The organism is Centipeda periodontii DSM 2778, assembly GCF_000213975.1.
Lineage (GTDB): Bacteria > Bacillota > Negativicutes > Selenomonadales > Selenomonadaceae > Centipeda > Centipeda periodontii.
In genome coordinates, this window is sequence record NZ_GL892076.1 from 2443809 (window position 1) to 2460532 (window position 16724).

Genomic DNA, 16724 nt, shown 5'->3' on the forward strand with positions numbered 1-16724 from the left:
CTCCAAAAAACTCAAGAAAATTTTTCAATAAATTTGTGTTATCCTATCATATATTCATCGAAAGTATGATATAATAGGAAGCGCATAAAAAAAATTTATTTGGAGGATGGTCTTATGGAACTACGGCAGTTGGAATATTTCCAGATGGCGAGCCGGCTCAAGAATATTACGCGCGCCGCCGAACGCCTCCGCGTTTCCCAGCCGAATATCACCGTTGCGATCAAAAAACTCGAGGGCGAGCTCGGCATACAGCTCTTTGACCGCAGTCAGAAACAGCTCTCCCTTACACCCGAAGGTGCGGTCTTTCTCGGACGCGTCGAAGTTGCGCTACGCAACATACAGGATGCCGTGCTCGAAGTCAACGACTACAAGCAGCTCCAAAAGGGCACGATCAAGATCGGTATTCCGCCGATGATGGGTGCCTACCTCTTTCCGAAAATCTTCTCGAGCTTTCAGCGCCGTTATTCGCATCTCGATGTCTATCTGCACGAGGAAGGATCCGTCGCCATCCGCGAACAGCTTGAACGTGACGAGCTGGACTTCGGCATCATCATCATTCCCGATACATCGCCGAATTTGCAGCTGCTTCCAATGGCTCGCAGTCAGATTGTCTGCTGTGTACCGGAGGACAGCGACCTCACCGCACGAAAGGCGATCACGCTGCAGGACATCGAGGATCGTAATCTCATCATGCTCAAGGAAGGCTCCTTCCTCCGGCAGACCATGCTGCAAAAGATGAAAACGGCAGGTGTCACACCAAACATCGTGCTTGAGTCCAACCAAGTCGTCACCATCATGGGACTCGTTGCGAGCGGTGTTGGAAATGCCTTCCTGCTCGACATGATCGTGCGCGACACCCCTGGCATCCGTGCGCTCCCCCTCGCTACGCCTGTGTTCGTGGATGTCGGTCTTGCGTGGAAGCGCGACCGCTACATCTCGCGTGCGGCACAATCCTTCATCGAGTTCAGCAAGGATATCCTCAGCCATCAGCCGGATCATACGATGCTCTGAGAAGCACATATACAAGGGGCTGTTGCACGAAGTTGGAAAACTTCGTGCAACAGCCCTTGTTGTTATGTTAGCAGTATCGCTACAAGCGCCCCTTCCACCGCTTACGCGGTCCCCCTCCCCGCTCTGGCGGGGGAGGCTAGGATTATGGTATCTTAGCTTCCCCCGCCAGAGCGGGGGAGCGGTCAACGTCATCCGCGCGTCTGCATCCTTCGGATTTGACTTGCGGGACGTTTTCCCATACGACCTGTTACCCGATCAGCTGCGCCCTATGGGCTTGCTTCTCGGACAGGTCAGTAAGTGGCGAGCGCAGCGAGCCGATAGGGGCGCTCGTGCAACAGCCCCTTTTTTCATGCAATCAATCCCTAGAAAATCAGATGCGCGACCACATAGCCGACGCAGCAGCCCGAGGCGACGCCGATGAGTCCCGGAATCATGAACGAATGGTTCAGAATGTACTTTCCGATGCGTGTCGTGCCCGAGCGGTCGAAGCCGATGCACGCGAGATCGGAGGGGTACGTCGGCAGAAAGAAGTAGCCGTAGCACGCCGAGATAAACGAGAGGACAAGAATGGGATCCATGCCCACGTTCAGCGCCATCGGCACCACGATCGCGATCGCCGCGCCCTGCGAGTTCACGAGCTTCGACGTGAGGAACGCGAGCACCGCATACGCCCACGGATAGTTCTGCACGGCAGAGCCGAGAAAATCCTTGAGGAATCCCATGTGGTTCATGAAGTAGGTATCCGCCATCCACGCAACGCCGTAGACCGAGACGAGTGCGACCACGCCCGAGCGGAACACCTGCGAGTTGCCGACATCCTTCGCCTTGACCTTGCAGGAGAGAAGAATCGTCGCGCCCACGAGGAGCATGACCATCTGGATGACAACGACCATCGAGATCGCCTTCGGCGCAGCATCCGGCTTCGGCGGGAACTTCGGCAGGAGCTCCGGGAAGTTGCCGAGCACTGCAATTGCAATGATGCCCGCAAAAAAAATAAACATGGCGCGATAGTACTCTGTCGGGAGCTCCTTATCCATCAGGCTCTCCGCATCGCCATAGACATACTTCTTGTTCTCCGGATCGCGGATGAACTCTTGGAATCGATCATCCTGCTCAAGATCCTTGCCACGGCGATAGCTCCAAAGAGCTGCAAAGAGCACACCGAGTCCCGTCGCCGGAATCGAAACGGAGAGCACTTGGAACACTGAGAACTCATGCCCCGAGACGGAGAGGAACGCGACCATTGAGACGACCGCGACCGACACGGGCGAGGCGCAGATGCCCATCTGGGATGCAACGGACGATACTGCCATCGGACGCTCGGGACGGATGCCCTGCTTGATCGCAATATCGTAGATGATCGGGAACATCGTGTAGACCACGTGGCCCGTGCCGCAAAGCACCGTCAGGAACCATGTCGTCAGCGGCGCGAGGATCGTGACATGCTTCGGGTTGTTGCGCAGGAACTTCTCCGCGTATTTCAGCATAACTGTGAGTCCGCCCGAGGTCTGCAGGAAGCCCGCGCAGGTAACGACCGCGAGGATGATGAGCATGACATCGATCGGCGGCTTACCCGGCTGATAGCCAAAGACGAATGTGTAGATCACGAGACCGAATCCACTGATGACCGCGAGTCCAAGTCCACCGTGCCGTACACCGACAATCAGGCAGACCAAGAGGACAATAAAGCCCAAGAGCATTTCCATAAATATAATTCCCCCATTCTATACAGAGTCCCCATCCTGCACAGAGATAACACAACGCATTGTATTATACATCATGCAGCTGTTATTAGTAAAGCCTAGGATGCATAAATGTAAGCTATGTTGATAGGATAGCCAAAACAAAAGAGCCGCCCATAGGGGCAGCCCTTTCGAGAAAGCTATCCGTTTTACCGCTTCATGTTGATGAGCGTTTCAAGCATCTCATCCGAAACGGTGATGATCTTCGAGTTCGACTGGAAGCCGCGCTGTGTGATGATCATGTCGGAGAACTGATCGGCGATGTCGACGTTCGACATCTCGAGCGCCGAGGTGGTCAGCTCCGTGCCGATGTCGGATGCACCGCTGATCGTACGCGTGCCGGAGTTGTTCGACTCCTGATAGAGGTTGCCGCCCATCTTCGTAAGACCCGACGGGTTGTTGAACTGCGCCATTGCGATCTGGGCTTCCTTCTGACGGACGCCGTTCGTGTACGTGCCCGTGATGACGCCCGAGCTGTCGATGTCAACGCTTGCGAGCGTACCTGCTGCGTTGCCGTCCGAGGTCGCCGCGATCGTCGACGTGCCCGAGAACTGCGTAATCGCCGCGAGGTTCAGCGATACCTGCTGCGGAGCGGCGCCGTTCGTGTAGGTGAGGTTCAGCGAAGCCGAGCCGCTGACGTATGCGCCGGCGGTATCAAAGGTGAGATCCGTCTTCGTGAGCGAAACCGTCGTCGACGTTCCGTCCGCCTCCGTGATATTGAACGTGTCGCCGCCGCTACCGAGCGAGAGCTGCCACGTATTATTCGCCGTCTTCGTATAGACGACAGGCACGGAATGCTTCGCGCCGAGCGAGTCATAGACCTCGATCGTCGATGCCACCGAGGGATAGAACGTATCGTTCCGCGCATAGCTCTTGCCGATCAGACCGTCGACCGACGTACCGCTCTTCGTGTTCAGCACGACACCGGAAACGGTCTTGCCGCTGAACTGATAGGTGGACTCACGTGTAATCGATTTGATCGTTCCATCCGTCGCACTGCCCGTATGTGCATACGGCGTAGACGTGCTTGTAATGGCGGGAAGGGCAGCCGTCAGCTTGGCACTGTTGCCGTCCGCCGTCGTCACCGTTGCACCCGCCTGCGGTGTGAGACTCGTGACCTTGAGCTGTCCCGTATAGGTATCGCCGACCGCGTAGGTGAAGCTGGTCGGATTCGGCACCTTCACCGTAACGACACTGCCCGGGTTAATCGTATTGTCCGTACCCAGTGTCAGGATAACATCGGAGGGCGGCGAGCTGACAACGCTCGTGATCTTTCCGCTGATATTGAACCGATCCCCATAGGCATAGGTCCCACTCGTCAGCGATGTCGCGCCCGTACGCGTGATGACCGTCGTCGATGAGCCGTTGATCTCCTTCGGACTGGAGGAGTTTGCCGGATCCATCTCAAGCGTCGCATCCACATGGCCCGTTGCACTTGCGGTGACATTGGAGATCGTGGAGCTGTAGAGCGTGCCCGTCGGGTTGGTGCCGACCGTCTGTGCGGGTGCACTGGAATCCAGGTAGATCTTCTTGCCGTTGTCCATGGTCAGGACGAGCTTGCCGACCTCGTTCGGCGTATAGTTGCCGGTGGTCTCCGATGTGCCGTCTGCATAGCGCACGAGGATGTTCCCCACCTCATAGCCCGGCGTCGACGCATTCAGGTTCTTCGTATAGGACGCCGTCGATGTGACCGTTGCCTCCATCGACTTGCCCGCAGGGATCTGAATCTTCGTTGTGTTGTCGCCCGCAACGTTGAGGACACCGTTGTTCGCCATGTAGCCCTGCACGTAAAGACCTGAGTTCGGGAGCGTGAGGTTGCCCTCGCCGTCAAAGACGAACGCACCGTTGCGCGTGTAGTACTGTTGGTTGCCGCGCTTCACGACGAAGAGCCCGTCGCCGCGCGAGATCGCAACGTCCGTGTTCTTACCCGTCTGCTGCACGGAGCCGTTCGTGTAGATCAGGTCGGTGCTCGCCACCGCCATGCCGAGTCCGATCTGCTTCGCGTTCACGCCGCCGACCGTCCCCGTCGGTGCGGCTGCACCCGAAAGGTTCTGCGAGATCATATCCGCGAACGTGACGCGGCTCGCCTTGAAGCCCGTCGTATTGACGTTCGCAATGTTGTTGCCGACAACATCCATGCGGGTCTGGTGACCTTTGAGTCCCGAAACACCCGAGAACATGGAACGCATCATAATGAATCTCTCCTTTGCCTTTTGTGACAGTGCAAAGGAAAGCCATCTCTGCATAGCAAACACAATCCCCGCAGGGATTTACTGTGCTGCCGATGTTTTGGAGGCATCCGCCTCCTACTGACCGCACCAGTCGCGCGCGGTCAAAAGCCTCCCGTAGGTCCAGCTTCGTCAGATGATGGCTGCACTGTCAATATTCGTAAAAATGCTGTCTGCCGCGGTCACGTCATCCAGTGCCGTGATCACGGTGCGGTTCGTCACAGAGACGACCATCGCCGTACTGTCCCTCATGTAGATCAGGGCTTCCCTTGCGCCCTTCTCCCGCATGCGGTCAATCGTACTGCCGAGCTTCTCGAGCTCCGTGTTCGTGAGCATCACACCGCGTCGCTGCAACCGCTCCTCTGCGTGCTGCGAGAAGCGAACGCGCGCCTTTGCTCCCTCGAGTACCTGTGCAAACGACGCTCCGCTGCTGCCCATTGTCCTTCGTCCGTGGTCGGTCCCCCTGCTTCCCTGCCCGACCAGCGCTATCGAATCGTCTGCAATTCTCATCGCATCACCTCCTCTATTTTATTGTTAGAATAAAAGATTCCACCGTGTATATCGGTGGAATGTGAGATAAACTTAAATGGAAATAAAGATTTTTAGAGTTCCATCACACCGTATGCGATGCGGCTGTACTTGCCGCCCATGATGGTATCGAAGCCGAGGCGGGCAAACTCCGCACTCCCGCGGCGTTCCTTCATGACGACGCGACAACGGGCGACACGTCGTGCCTCGGCAATCGTCTCCTCCGTCAGCGCACGCATATCCGCAAGTACGCGCAGGGCGTTCATGCCCGCGCTCTCGTGGAGGGGACGGCGGAACATCGGATCGAAGTAAATAACATCATAGCCCTTGTCCGCCGCTGCACGCAGGAAGGTGAGTGCGTCCGCATGATGCACCACAATGCGGCGCATTGCCGCGTGCATATCATAGTTGTCCCCGATTGCGTGTGCGAGTCCGTCCGCAATCACTGCCGCAATGAGCGCATTCGACTCAAGCGCCGTGACACTTCCCGACGCTCCTACGGCAAAACTCTCGACAATCGCATCTGCCCCAATACCGAGGGTGCAGTCGAGGACGTGCATTCCCTCCGTAAGTCCAAGCGCACGAACGAGGTGGTCACCATGACCGAGGAGGAGATTTTTCATGCGCAGATGCGCCATACCCGGATGAAAAAAGAGTTCACCCTCCGTCGTCACGAGGGTGAGAAGTCCCTGCCGCGCAACGAGCACGGCATCCACATTGTACGTCTTGCGCAGTTCCTCAATCGAATCATTGCCGCGCAGAACGTTGGGAATGCCGAGCTCCTTTGCCGTGCGCGCCGCAAGTGCGCGGTTCGCCTCCGTGTACCGTGTCCCCCGCCGCACAGTCGTGACAATCGCACTGCCCGCCGCCATCAGAGATTAAACCCCGTGCGCTTGAACATCTTCGCCAGATCATGCGTGCCGAAGCGCAGGATCGTCGGACGCCCGTGCGGGCAGGTAAACGGGAACGGCGTCGCGCGCAGTTCCTCAAGCAGGATCTCCATCTGCCGCACATTCAGCTCCTCGCCTGCCTTGATCGCCGCGCGGCACGCCATCGTGGCAATCCCTGCCTGCCGCAGGTTCGCAGGTGTCGCAGCGTGCAGATCACCGAGCGAGATGAGAATCTCACGGATGATATCCTCCGCCTCATCCGTCGGAATATCGGCGGGCACCTCCGTGAGGCGGTAGGTGCGCTCCCCCGCAGATTCCAGATGAAAACCAAGGCGGTCGAACAGCTCTGCGTTCTCGTCAATGTACTGCGCCTCACGCGCATCGAAGGAGAGAATCGCGTGCACAAGCATCTGCTGGGACGGGATTCCATCTGCCTGTGCGGAGAAGCGGTCGAAGAGGATGCGCTCGTGTGCGGCGTGCTGATCGACAATGTAAAGACTCTGTGCACTCTGAGCAATGATGTAGGTGAGATCGACCTGCCCGATGGGGAGGAGATTCCCCTCCATCTCGATGCCCTCCTCCTGTGCGCTCGCTGCCGCAACAAGCGCCGTACGTTCCTCGCTGCGCGCGGCGGCAACACGATCCTGCACCGCGCGCAGGTCAACGCGCTGCCCGCTCCACCGCACCGCCTCATGCACGGTCTGCGGACGCACGGGCGGCAGGACGTAGTTGTTTGTGTGTGTATTTGCAGAGGTAGGTGTGCGTGCGGTGTATGGACCTTCGCTGACAGGTGTGCCAACGTTGAGTGGCACGGCTTCGCAGTGGAATTTTGGCTTTTCAACCGATGCCGCGATTGCCGCGCTCTCACCCGTCACGGAGCGGATCGCGTCGAGCACGGATTTGTAGACTGCCTTGAAGATGCGCCCCTCGTCCTCGAATTTCATTTCTATCTTTTGCGGGTGGACGTTCACGTCGATCGTGCGCTGCGGCACCTCGATGCAGAGGACGGCAAGGGGGAAGCCCATCTTCGGCACAAGGGCGCGGTAGACGTTGTCAATCGCCTTTGCAATCGCGCGGTTCTGGATCGTGCGTCCGTTGACAATGTACGTCTGCCACGCGCGGCTGCTGCGGACCACAGACGGCTTCGAGATGTAGCCCGTGATACGAATTTCGGCATCCGAATCGTTAAAGTCAAGCGGAATCAGAGCGCCTGCCACATCGCCTCCGTAGATGCTCTCGATCGCATGGCGCAGACTGTCGTCCCCCGCCGTTAGAATCGTGAGGCGGTTGTTGTTGATGAAACGGAACGCGATGTTGGGGCGCGAAAGCGCAAGACGGATCACATAGTCGCTGATCCTGCCCGCCTCGGTTGTATTCGTCTTGAGAAACTTCTTGCGCGCGGGCGTATTGAAAAAAAGCTCCTCCACACGCACGGTCGTCCCGATCTCACAGCCCGCCTCCTCAATCTCAGGCGGCTTGCCGCCGAGGATATCAACGCGCGTGCCGAGATCGTCCGATTCCTTTCGCGTGAGGAGTGAGAAGCGCGAGACGGATGCGATCGTCGGCAATGCCTCACCGCGAAAGCCGAGTGTCGCAACGGTCTGCAAATCCGAAACGGAGGTAATCTTACTCGTTGCGTGGCGCAGGATTGCCGTCTGTGCATCGGTGCGTGTCATACCGCGCCCGTTGTCCGTCACGCGGATGAAACTGACGCCGCCGCCCACAATCTCAATCTCAATCGCCGTTGCGCCCGCGTCCATCGCGTTCTCGACCAGCTCCTTCACGACGGAGGCGGGGCGCTCGACAACTTCGCCCGCTGCAATCTTATTGATGGTCGTATCGTCCAATACGTGAATCTGCGTCATGCCTGCCCTGCCTCCTTCCGTGCCTGTTCCTGCAGGCGATAGAGTGTGTTCATCGCCTCGAGCGGCGTCATGGTCATAACATCAAGTGTCCGTAACTCCGCAAGCGTCCCGTCCGCAAAGAGGGATGTCATTCCGTCTGCGGGCTTTGTTTCCCGACTTGCCGGGATGGGCGCTGCGCCTTCGCTCTGCGCCTCTTTTTGTTCCAGCGCGTGCAGAATTTCCTCCGCGCGCTCCGTCACCTTCGCGGGCAGTCCTGCGAGACGTGCCACGTGGATGCCATAGGACTTGTCGGCTGCGCCGGCGACAATGCGCCGCAGGAATGCAACCTTTTTCCCCTTCTCGCGGACGGCAATACAGTAGTTGCGAATGCGCTCGTTTTCCATGTCGGTCAGCTCGTGGTAGTGCGTTGCAAAGAGCGTCTTTGCATGGATTCTCGTGTCGATGTGTTCCACGACGGCGCGCGCGATGCTCATGCCGTCGAACGTGCTCGTGCCGCGCCCGATCTCATCGAGGATGACGAGGCTGTCACGCGTCGCCTCGCGCAGGATCTGCGCGACCTCGTTCATCTCCACCATAAACGTGCTCTGCCCGCTCACGAGATCATCGCTCGCACCGATGCGCGTAAAGATGCGATCGACGGGCGCAATCTCCGCTGTGCGCGCGGGGACAAAGCTGCCGACCTGCGCCATCAGCGTGAGGAGTGCAACCTGCCGCATGTAGGTGGACTTGCCCGCCATGTTTGGTCCCGTAATGAGCATCGTTTCCGTCCCGCCGTGACTAATGTCGGTATCGTTCGGAACGAACACCTCACGCTGCAGGATGCGCTCGACGAGCGGGTGACGTCCGTCCCGTATGAGGATCGCACCGCCCGCCGTCACCCTCGGCCGCACGTAGCGATAACTTGCCGCCGCCTCCGCGAGACTCTGGAGAACATCGACGCGCGCAATCGCCCGCGCAACGTTCTGGATGGGGACGAGCTGCGCCTTGACCTGCTCACGCAGCTGCGTGAAGATATGATATTCGAGCGCCGTGATCTTTTCCTCTGCACCGAGGATTTTCGCCTCGAAGACCTTCAGCTCCTCCGTAATGAAGCGCTCCGTGTTCGCGAGTGTCTGTTTTCGGATGTAGTCGTCCGGAACCTGATCCCGTCCGCTGTGGCGCACCTCGATGTAGTAGCCGAAGACCTTGTTGTAGCCGATCTTGAGCGTCTTGATCCCCGTGCGTGTGCGCTCGCGCTCCTCCATCTCCTGCAACAGGGTTTTGCTGTCATGGGAAAATGCGTGCAGTTCGTCGAGCGCAGCGTCGTAACCCGTGCGAATGATGCCGCCCTCGCGCACGGAAAGCCCCGGCTCATCGACGATGGCTCGCTCGAGCGTATCGCGCAGCTCGTCAAATGTCTGAATCGCCGCGTACACGCGCGTGAGAAGATTGCTCTCTGCCGTGCTGAGCGTTTCACGTATGGCAGGGAGTGCCGCAAGGGAGACACGCAGAGCGACCAGATCGCGCGCGTTCGCCGTTTGTGTTTCAATGCGCGTCAAAAGGCGCTCAAAGTCATAGACCGAGCGCAGGTGGTCGCGCAGAGAAGCACGCAGCGGGGATTTTTCGACCAGCTCCGCCACGGCATCCAGACGAGCATCAATACGGTGCGGTACGAGCAGCGGATGCTCGAGCCACGATTTCAGGAGGCGCGTACCCATCGGCGTGCGCGTGAAGTCGAGCACGTCAAAGAGCGTGTTCTTCTTGCCGCCGTCACGCAGGCTGCGCGTGATCTCGAGATTGCGGAGCGTGTAGGTGTCAAGCTGCATCGTATCCGCTGCATCGAGAAAGGAGAGGTGATTCAGCTGTGAGAGGTCAGCCATTACCGTATCGTGAAGGTAGCGCAGGAGTGTCGCAACCGCCGTCCGTGTGCCCGCATCCGTCGGAATCTCCGCAGCAGGAAAATGCTGCACGAGGAGTTCGTCATCTGTCTGTGGCGCAACCGCCCCGATGGCGCAGTGCGGGAGGCGCTGCACGGCAAAGGCACGCACATCATCCGCGAGGGAGAATCCCTCCGTCATAAGGAGCTCTGCCGCCATGCGGCGGTAGAGCTCGTCAAGCATCTGCTGTGCGGCGTTCTCGCCCGCATAGGAGGCATAGAAGGACTCACCCGTCGAGATGTCCGCGCCAGCAAGGACAAAAGTTCCATCCTCTTTTTCATGAAGAAGTGCAATATAGTTATTTGCAGCGTCGCGCAGCAGGTCATCCGAGAGCGTTGTGCCGGGCGTCACAACCTTGACTACCTCACGATGCGTCAATCCCTTTGCCTTCGGATCACCGATCTGCTCGGCAATCGCCACCTTGAACCCCTTTGCGACAAGACGCGCGATGTAGCTGTCCGCCGCGTGGTAGGGCACGCCGCACATGGGGCTTTTATCGAGATCGCCGCTGCGGCTCGTAAGCGTCAGTCCGAGCTCCTTTGCGGCGATCTTTGCATCATCAAAGAACATCTCGTAGAAGTCGCCGAGGCGAAAGAAGAGCAGTTCGTTCGGATGCGCCTCTTTCGCGCTCAGGTATTGCTGCATCATCGGCGTGACGTTCTGCGCGTCCATAACGAACCTCCTAAATCATGTGATAAAAACAAAAGATAGCAGCGCATTGTTCAAAGCGCCCCCACCGTCACGCTGACGCGTGCCACCTCCCCCGCTCTGGCAGGGGAGGCTTTGTGAGTGTGCGGTGTGTACATGATGTGAAGCCCTGAGCGAACCCTAGTGAAGCAAGTGAGAAAAACTCGCGTTTCGCCCCCTGCGAATTTTATTCGTTCAAGCGAAGCGCGTTTGGAATTCGCAGGTATTTAGGCGAATAAGCGTGCGATCACTTGCGTAACGAGGTGTTCGCGTAGGGCTCACATCGTAATCAATGAACGATCTCGCCCTTCAGCACCCATGTCTGCGGCTGCGTGATGCGCACCTGCACGAAGTCGCCCTCCTGCTCTGTCCCATGCGGGAAGAGCACGATCTTGTTCGTGCGCGTGCGCCCGCTCCATACGTTCAGATCGTTCTTGCTCGCGCCCTCGACCATGACCTCGAGCTGGGCGCCGAGAAGGCGGTCGTTGATCGCACGGCTGATCGCATTCTGCTCCTCCATGAGCGCGTTCAGACGCACATGCTTCACCTCGTCCGCGACCTGATCCGCCATGTTTGCGGCGGGCGTACCCGAGCGCTTCGAGTAGAGGAAGGTGTATGCCGAGTCGTAACGCATCTCACGCAGGAACGCGAGCATCTCGGCGAAGTCCTCGTCGGTCTCCCCCGGGAAGCCCACGATAAGGTCGGTCGTCAGACTCGCCTCCGGCAGCGCCTCGCGCACGCGGCGTGCGCGCTCGCGGTACTTCTCCACCGTATAGCCGCGGTTCATCGCCTTGAGGATGCGTGTACTGCCATACTGCACGGGCAGGTGGATGTGCTCACAGATATGCGTGCCGCTTTGGATCGTGTCAATGAGCTTGTCGCTGATGTCCTTCGGGTGCGATGTCATAAAGCGCACGCGGCGGATGCCCTCCACCTCATCCACCATGCGCAGGAGATCGGCGAAGTCCGCCGCCCTATGGTCCTTCCCATACGAGTTGACGTTCTGCCCAAGGAGCGTCACCTCGCGATACCCCTCCGCGACCGCACGGCGCACCTCCGCGACGACCTCCTCCGGTGCGCGGCTGCGCTCACGTCCGCGCACGTAGGGCACAATGCAGTAAGTGCAGTAGTTGTTACAGCCGTACATGATCGGCACCCACGCGGAGAACTTTCCACCGCGTGCGACGGGCAGGTTCTCCGCGATCTCACTGTCCGAGAGCGTCACGTCCACGACAGGCGAATGCTCCGCCGCAATCTCGGCAACGATGCGCGCAAGCTCCTGCACCTTCCCCGTACCGAGCACAAAGTCGATGTGCGGCGCACGGCGCATGAGGTTATCCCCCTCCTTCTGCGCCATGCAGCCCGCGATGCCGAAGATCAGTTTCGGATTCTGCTCCTTGATCTTCTTGATCTCGCCGATCTTGCCGTAGACCTTGTCCTCTGCCGTCTCACGCACACAGCAGGTATTGATGAGAATGATATCGGCGTCCGCCATCTCCTCCGTGCGTACGTATCCCGCAGATTGCAGCTGCCCCTCCATGCGCTCGGCATCGGCGATGTTCATCTGGCAGCCGTAGACAAGTATCTTGTAACGTCCCCGCATTCGTTTCCTCTCATTTTACACAGACACATAGTAAAAAAGTCTGGAAGAAATCCTTCCAGACCGCATTTCATATTGGAGGCGACACCCAGAATCGAACTGGGGATAAAGGTTTTGCAGACCTCGGCCTTACCACTTGGCTATGTCGCCGAAAGATGGAGCGGAAAACGAGGCTCGAACTCGCGACCCCCACCTTGGCAAGGTGGTGCTCTACCACTGAGCTACTTCCGCATATAATCTTCCTGCGCCGCACGAGCGACACTTAGAAATTATATCCATAACTCCATCCTTTGTCAAGACTAAATTTTATACAGGTCTACGGTCGAAAATTACGGACAGCCATGGTCCACGACTCTCCCCATATCATTTATCATAGCCCCTTTTATGCATCATGCGGCAAGCTTCGGTTCCTCCTCGACAGGGTCTTTGCGGAGGATGAAGAAGGCATAGATGCCTGCGACGGCGACGATGCCGGCGATGACGGTGAAGGTGCTCTGGTAGCCGATCTGATCGCGCAACGCCCCCATCGGTGTGGAGAAGATGATCTGTCCGATCTGCGCGGCAATCTGAAAGCCGACCATGTAGAGTGTGGCGGAGATGCGCGTATCGAAGTGCAGTGTGAAGTAACGGAAGATAGCGAGAATGAAGATTGCGGACTCGGGCGCGTGGAGAAGCTTGACCGCCGCGACACCGAGCGGATTCGTGACGAGGGAGCAGCCGCCGATGCGCACGATCATGATGCAGCAGCCGAGAAGGATCGTGCGACGTACGCCGATTTTCTTCATGAGAATCGGCACGAGCGCCATCATGATGAACTCAAAGAACACCTGGATGGAGTTCAGAATGCCGTATGCCTGCTGCCCCTCGGCAGGTGTGTCAAAGAAGCGCGTGAAGAACTCGGGGAACATCTGCTGGTCAAATACAACGTAGAATGTCCAGCTCATGATAATGAACGCAATGATTTTCCAGACATCGAAAATCCTGAACACTCCGAGGATGTCACGCAGCGTGGGTGTCTGACTCTCCTTCGCGCTCTCCCTACGGTTCTCGTACTGTGCGCGCAGTGCCGCATTATTTTCCGGTCTGAGTGTCAGGAGCACGGCGAGCAGGAGTGCCGAGACGACGGAACCCGTCCAGAAGATGAGATAGGGATTGATGGTGAAGAGGAAGCCCGCGCACAGTGCCGAGACGGCGTAACCGAGCGAACCCCATGCGCGTGCCTGTCCGTACTCGAAATTAAAGCGGCGGCTCATGCGCTCCGTAACCGCCTCAAAGACGGGACAGGCGGCGAGGTAGGCAATCGAGAGATAGATCGCGCCGACAAGCGCGCCGAGATAGAAATTCGCCTCGAGCATCGGCACGTACACCCATGTAAAGAACGGTGCAAGCAGAATCTGACAGACGATCTGAAAGATCATCAATGTCTTTTTCATACCGAGTTTATCTTGAATCGATCCGTAGACAAACATCAGAACCAGTGCCGCCGCCGAGCCGAAGGAATAGATCGTGCCGACCTGCGCGCCCGTGAAGCCCTGCTGCGAGGTGAGCCAAATCTGGAAGAACGACCACCAGATCCCCCACCCCGCAAAAAACATCAGAATCTCAATGGAACTTGCACGAAAGAACGGATTGCGAAACATCGCTGTGCTCAGACTCGCCATGACTCTTCCCCCTCAGTATTGATTGCTCTCGGATTCGAGCGCGTAAATTGTCCCGACCGCCGCGCCCGTATGTACCGTCAGACGCACATCTGCATCGAAGTAGATGCGCTCGGTAAAGGTAAGCACGCCGTCATTCACAAAGATTTCGACGGAGCTGCGGTCAATGTAGATCCGCAGCGTCATGTGCGTAAGCTCATGCAGCTGTGCCGCACGCTCCCCGTCCTTCGTCGTACGATTCAGGACAAACCGCCCGCATGCATGATCGGGGGTCAGCGTCAGCGTATGCGTGCCGTCCGTGAGCGTCAGGAGCGTCCCTTCTCCGATGTCCTGCACCGCGAGCAGAACTTCTGAGGTGCGCGGCACATCGTACGTGCGCCCGCATTCCAAGTTCCCGTCATGCAGTGCTTCCTGCCGCAGCTGCTTGAGCTCCCATACGGGAGACTGTCGGATTGTACCGTCCACGACACGCAGCTCACGCGGGACGGTGAGCGCGCCCGCCCAACCGTCTGCCTTTTCGTACATCGGCGAATCCCACGCATTCATCCATGCAACCATGACACGCCGCCCGTCGGGTGTCAGGATGGTCTGCGTCGCGTAGAAGTCGTGCCCGCAGTCGATCTCGCGAAAGCCGCCGTGCGTGAGCGTATGCGTCTCTTCATCCAGTGTGCCGATGAGATAGCCTGTCTGGTTGAGATTGCGGTAGCGGTCACCGTCCGGCTCGAGTCCCTGCGGCGACATGAGAAGGATGTCCGCACCGTCCAGTCGGAAGAAGTCGGGGCACTCCCACATATAGCCCTCTTCCTTGAGATTCTTTGCCTTCGCAAGCACGGATACCTGCTCCCACGATTTCAGATCACGCGAACGGTAGAGCAGCGCGCGCCCGAGACCGTCTGCCGCCTGACTGCCGAGAGCCATGTAAAACACATCGCCCTCCTGCCACACCTTCGGGTCGCGAAAGTGCTTCGTATTGTCTGAGGGCATACGGAGCACAGGATTGCCCTCGTACTTCGTAAAGTGAATGCCATCTTCGCTGTAAGCAAGATTCTGATTTTCATAGAACGATTCGGGGTCGCCCGGCTCGATGTAATGATGTCCTGTGTAGATCAGCCAGAGCTTATCCTCAAAGACCACGGCACTGCCCGAAAAGCACCCGCTCTCCATGTCCCCCGGCGTGAGCGCGATCGGCAGCGTTTCCCAGTGCACAAGATCCACGCTGCGCGCGTGCCCCCAGTGCATCGGTCCCCACTCCGATGCGTACGGGTAATATTGATAGAACATATGATAGTATCCCTTGAAATAGGAGAAGCCGTTCGGGTCGTTCATCCATCCGCCCTTCGTCATCAGATGATAGCCCAGACGATAACGCCCGTTCGTAACCCTGATTTCTTCTTTGATCTTGTCCATCATGCTCGTTCCCCCTCATCCATGCCGTCCGTTTCTAGTATCGAACCGGTTCGATATATGCATCATAGTTATTTTGCGATAAAATGTCAATAGGATTTTGGGGAAAATGCGACATTTTTTCAATAAAAAAAGAGAACCCCGTCAGCAGGTTTCTCTTTCGATGAGTTCCGGTTCGCAGGTGCACGGCAGGTCGTCCATCTCCCCTTTGACGCGCCGCACGATTTTCTCCGCCGCGAGCCGTGCGAGCTGCCTGATCGGCTGCCGCACCGCAGTGATTGGCTGCGCCCCCGTGCACGTGAAGCTTGTGCCGTCATACGCGATGAGCTTTAGCTTTTCGGGGATACGGTATCCACGCGCGACGGCACTGTGCTGACAGGCGGCGACGACCATGTCCGCGCCGAGGATACCGTCAACGGCGGGGTACTCTGCAAAGAGGCGCTCCGCCGTCTGCAAAAAGTCCGCATAACCGAATGCGTTCCACGGCAGTTCGATGACGTGTACCTCCACGCCGTACGCCTCCATGATGGTGCGGAATGCGCGGTGATACTCGTGTGCGGGCGAGTGTACGCCCTGATAGCCGATGATGTCCGCGATGCGCCCGCAGCCCGCGCGCAGGAACGCCTCCGCCGCGAGCTGCCCGCCACGCCGATGGTCACAGTGGACAATCGGGATACGCGGATTGATGATACGATCGAATGCGATGATCGGCTGATCGAGGCCGTCGTAAATGGAGAGGTCGAGCGAGTGCGCCCCCATGATGATGCCGTCCATTGTCCGCCGCCGCAGCATATCCACAAAGTCGCGCTCGGAATTCTCCTTCGCCTGCGTGCAGCAGATCATCATTTTATAGTCCAGATGATAGAGCGCCGCCTCCAGCTCCTCCGCGAGTTCACCAAAGAAGGGGTGCGAGAGTGACGGCAGGATGACGCCTATGGTCTGCGTCCGGCTGAGCGAGAGATTCCGCGCCACCTCGCTCGGGATATAGTTTAGCTTTTTCATCGCCGCCTCGACTTTTTGGCGCGTTGCCTCCGAGACATAGCCTTTTTGGTTCAGGACGAGAGACACGGTGCTCGCCGCAACGCCCGCCTCCCGTGCCACATCCTTTATCCGCGCCATATGTGCTCCATCTTCCTGCCCGTTCCATACATCTTCATAGCTTTTCTCCATATACACAGATTGTATCAGTAATTCT

General features: G+C 58.0%; 12 protein-coding genes and 2 tRNA genes. 2 read left to right on the forward strand and 12 right to left on the reverse strand.

Features of this window, described 5'->3' with window-relative positions:
• Nucleotides 1-114 precede the first annotated feature (114 nt).
• The gene (locus HMPREF9081_RS11210) at nt 115-1011 is read left to right on the forward strand and encodes a LysR family transcriptional regulator (protein ID WP_006307468.1); all 897 of its coding nucleotides are present in this window, start codon (nt 115-117) and stop codon (nt 1009-1011) included.
• 362 nt (nt 1012-1373) lie between these two features.
• Here HMPREF9081_RS11210 and HMPREF9081_RS11215 read toward each other — a convergent pair whose 3' ends face one another.
• Together HMPREF9081_RS11215 and HMPREF9081_RS11220 are read right to left on the reverse strand one after the other, a co-directional pair.
• On the reverse strand, nt 1374-2717 hold the full coding sequence (locus tag HMPREF9081_RS11215) for an anaerobic C4-dicarboxylate transporter (protein WP_006307470.1): 1344 nt from the start codon (nt 2715-2717) through the stop codon (nt 1374-1376).
• A gap of 185 nt (nt 2718-2902) precedes the next feature.
• Nucleotides 2903-4945, reverse strand: coding sequence for a flagellar hook-basal body complex protein (locus HMPREF9081_RS11220; RefSeq protein ID WP_040395152.1), 2043 nt, complete (start codon nt 4943-4945; stop codon nt 2903-2905).
• On the opposite strand from HMPREF9081_RS11220, the gene HMPREF9081_RS14730 reads away from it, so the two are divergent.
• Nucleotides 4932-5066, forward strand: a complete 135-nt coding sequence (locus tag HMPREF9081_RS14730; protein WP_280956279.1) for a hypothetical protein — start codon at nt 4932-4934, stop codon at nt 5064-5066. The two genes, HMPREF9081_RS11220 and HMPREF9081_RS14730, sit on opposite strands and share 14 nt — an antisense overlap.
• A gap of 47 nt (nt 5067-5113) precedes the next feature.
• Here HMPREF9081_RS14730 and HMPREF9081_RS11225 read toward each other — a convergent pair whose 3' ends face one another.
• From HMPREF9081_RS11225 to HMPREF9081_RS11270, 10 genes are all read right to left on the reverse strand, one after another.
• Nucleotides 5114-5491: a TIGR02530 family flagellar biosynthesis protein gene (locus HMPREF9081_RS11225; protein ID WP_006307473.1), complete on the reverse strand. Its 378-nt coding sequence runs from the start codon at nt 5489-5491 to the stop codon at nt 5114-5116.
• A 92-nt stretch (nt 5492-5583) separates the two neighbouring features.
• Complete coding sequence (locus HMPREF9081_RS11230; protein ID WP_006307474.1) at nt 5584-6381, reverse strand: class I SAM-dependent methyltransferase; 798 nt, start codon at nt 6379-6381, stop codon at nt 5584-5586.
• The gene (gene mutL, locus HMPREF9081_RS11235; protein ID WP_006307475.1) at nt 6381-8264 is read right to left on the reverse strand and encodes a DNA mismatch repair endonuclease MutL; all 1884 of its coding nucleotides are present in this window, start codon (nt 8262-8264) and stop codon (nt 6381-6383) included. The genes HMPREF9081_RS11230 and mutL overlap by 1 nt, the downstream gene beginning before the upstream one ends.
• Entirely contained in the window at nt 8261-10852 is a 2592-nt protein-coding gene (mutS, locus tag HMPREF9081_RS11240; RefSeq protein WP_006307476.1) for a DNA mismatch repair protein MutS, read from the reverse strand. Before mutS ends, mutL begins: the two co-directional genes overlap by 4 nt.
• A 304-nt stretch (nt 10853-11156) precedes the next feature.
• Complete coding sequence (miaB, locus tag HMPREF9081_RS11245; protein WP_006307477.1) at nt 11157-12470, reverse strand: tRNA (N6-isopentenyl adenosine(37)-C2)-methylthiotransferase MiaB; 1314 nt, start codon at nt 12468-12470, stop codon at nt 11157-11159.
• Nucleotides 12471-12543: 73 nt separating this feature from the next.
• Nucleotides 12544-12617 (reverse strand) — tRNA-Cys (locus HMPREF9081_RS11250).
• A 6-nt stretch (nt 12618-12623) separates the two neighbouring features.
• Nucleotides 12624-12698, reverse strand: a tRNA-Gly gene (locus HMPREF9081_RS11255).
• A 158-nt stretch (nt 12699-12856) separates the two neighbouring features.
• Nucleotides 12857-14128 (reverse strand): oligosaccharide MFS transporter, encoded by a 1272-nt coding sequence (locus HMPREF9081_RS11260; RefSeq protein WP_006307484.1) that lies wholly within the window; start codon nt 14126-14128, stop codon nt 12857-12859.
• 12 nt (nt 14129-14140) lie between these two features.
• The gene (locus HMPREF9081_RS11265) at nt 14141-15535 is read right to left on the reverse strand and encodes a glycoside hydrolase family 32 protein (RefSeq protein WP_006307485.1); all 1395 of its coding nucleotides are present in this window, start codon (nt 15533-15535) and stop codon (nt 14141-14143) included.
• A 138-nt stretch (nt 15536-15673) separates the two neighbouring features.
• Complete coding sequence (locus tag HMPREF9081_RS11270) at nt 15674-16699, reverse strand: LacI family DNA-binding transcriptional regulator (RefSeq protein ID WP_006307486.1); 1026 nt, start codon at nt 16697-16699, stop codon at nt 15674-15676.
• Nucleotides 16700-16724: the final 25 nt, after the last annotated feature.

Excerpts from the sequence above, each read along its gene's own strand:
- HMPREF9081_RS11210 (WP_006307468.1), top strand. The coding sequence starts at position 115 with ATGGAACTACGGCAGTTGGAATATTTCCAGATGGCGAGCCGGCTCAAG.
- HMPREF9081_RS11215 (WP_006307470.1), bottom strand. The coding sequence starts at position 2,717 with ATGGAAATGCTCTTGGGCTTTATTGTCCTCTTGGTCTGCCTGATTGTC.
- HMPREF9081_RS14730 (WP_280956279.1), top strand. The coding sequence starts at position 4,932 with ATGGAACGCATCATAATGAATCTCTCCTTTGCCTTTTGTGACAGTGCA.
- HMPREF9081_RS11220 (WP_040395152.1), bottom strand. The coding sequence starts at position 4,945 with ATGATGCGTTCCATGTTCTCGGGTGTTTCGGGACTCAAAGGTCACCAG.
- HMPREF9081_RS11225 (WP_006307473.1), bottom strand. The coding sequence starts at position 5,491 with ATGAGAATTGCAGACGATTCGATAGCGCTGGTCGGGCAGGGAAGCAGG.
- HMPREF9081_RS11230 (WP_006307474.1), bottom strand. The coding sequence starts at position 6,381 with ATGGCGGCGGGCAGTGCGATTGTCACGACTGTGCGGCGGGGGACACGG.
- mutL (WP_006307475.1), bottom strand. The coding sequence starts at position 8,264 with ATGACGCAGATTCACGTATTGGACGATACGACCATCAATAAGATTGCA.
- mutS (WP_006307476.1), bottom strand. The coding sequence starts at position 10,852 with ATGGACGCGCAGAACGTCACGCCGATGATGCAGCAATACCTGAGCGCG.
- miaB (WP_006307477.1), bottom strand. The coding sequence starts at position 12,470 with ATGCGGGGACGTTACAAGATACTTGTCTACGGCTGCCAGATGAACATC.
- HMPREF9081_RS11260 (WP_006307484.1), bottom strand. The coding sequence starts at position 14,128 with ATGGCGAGTCTGAGCACAGCGATGTTTCGCAATCCGTTCTTTCGTGCA.
- HMPREF9081_RS11265 (WP_006307485.1), bottom strand. The coding sequence starts at position 15,535 with ATGATGGACAAGATCAAAGAAGAAATCAGGGTTACGAACGGGCGTTAT.
- HMPREF9081_RS11270 (WP_006307486.1), bottom strand. The coding sequence starts at position 16,699 with ATGGAGAAAAGCTATGAAGATGTATGGAACGGGCAGGAAGATGGAGCA.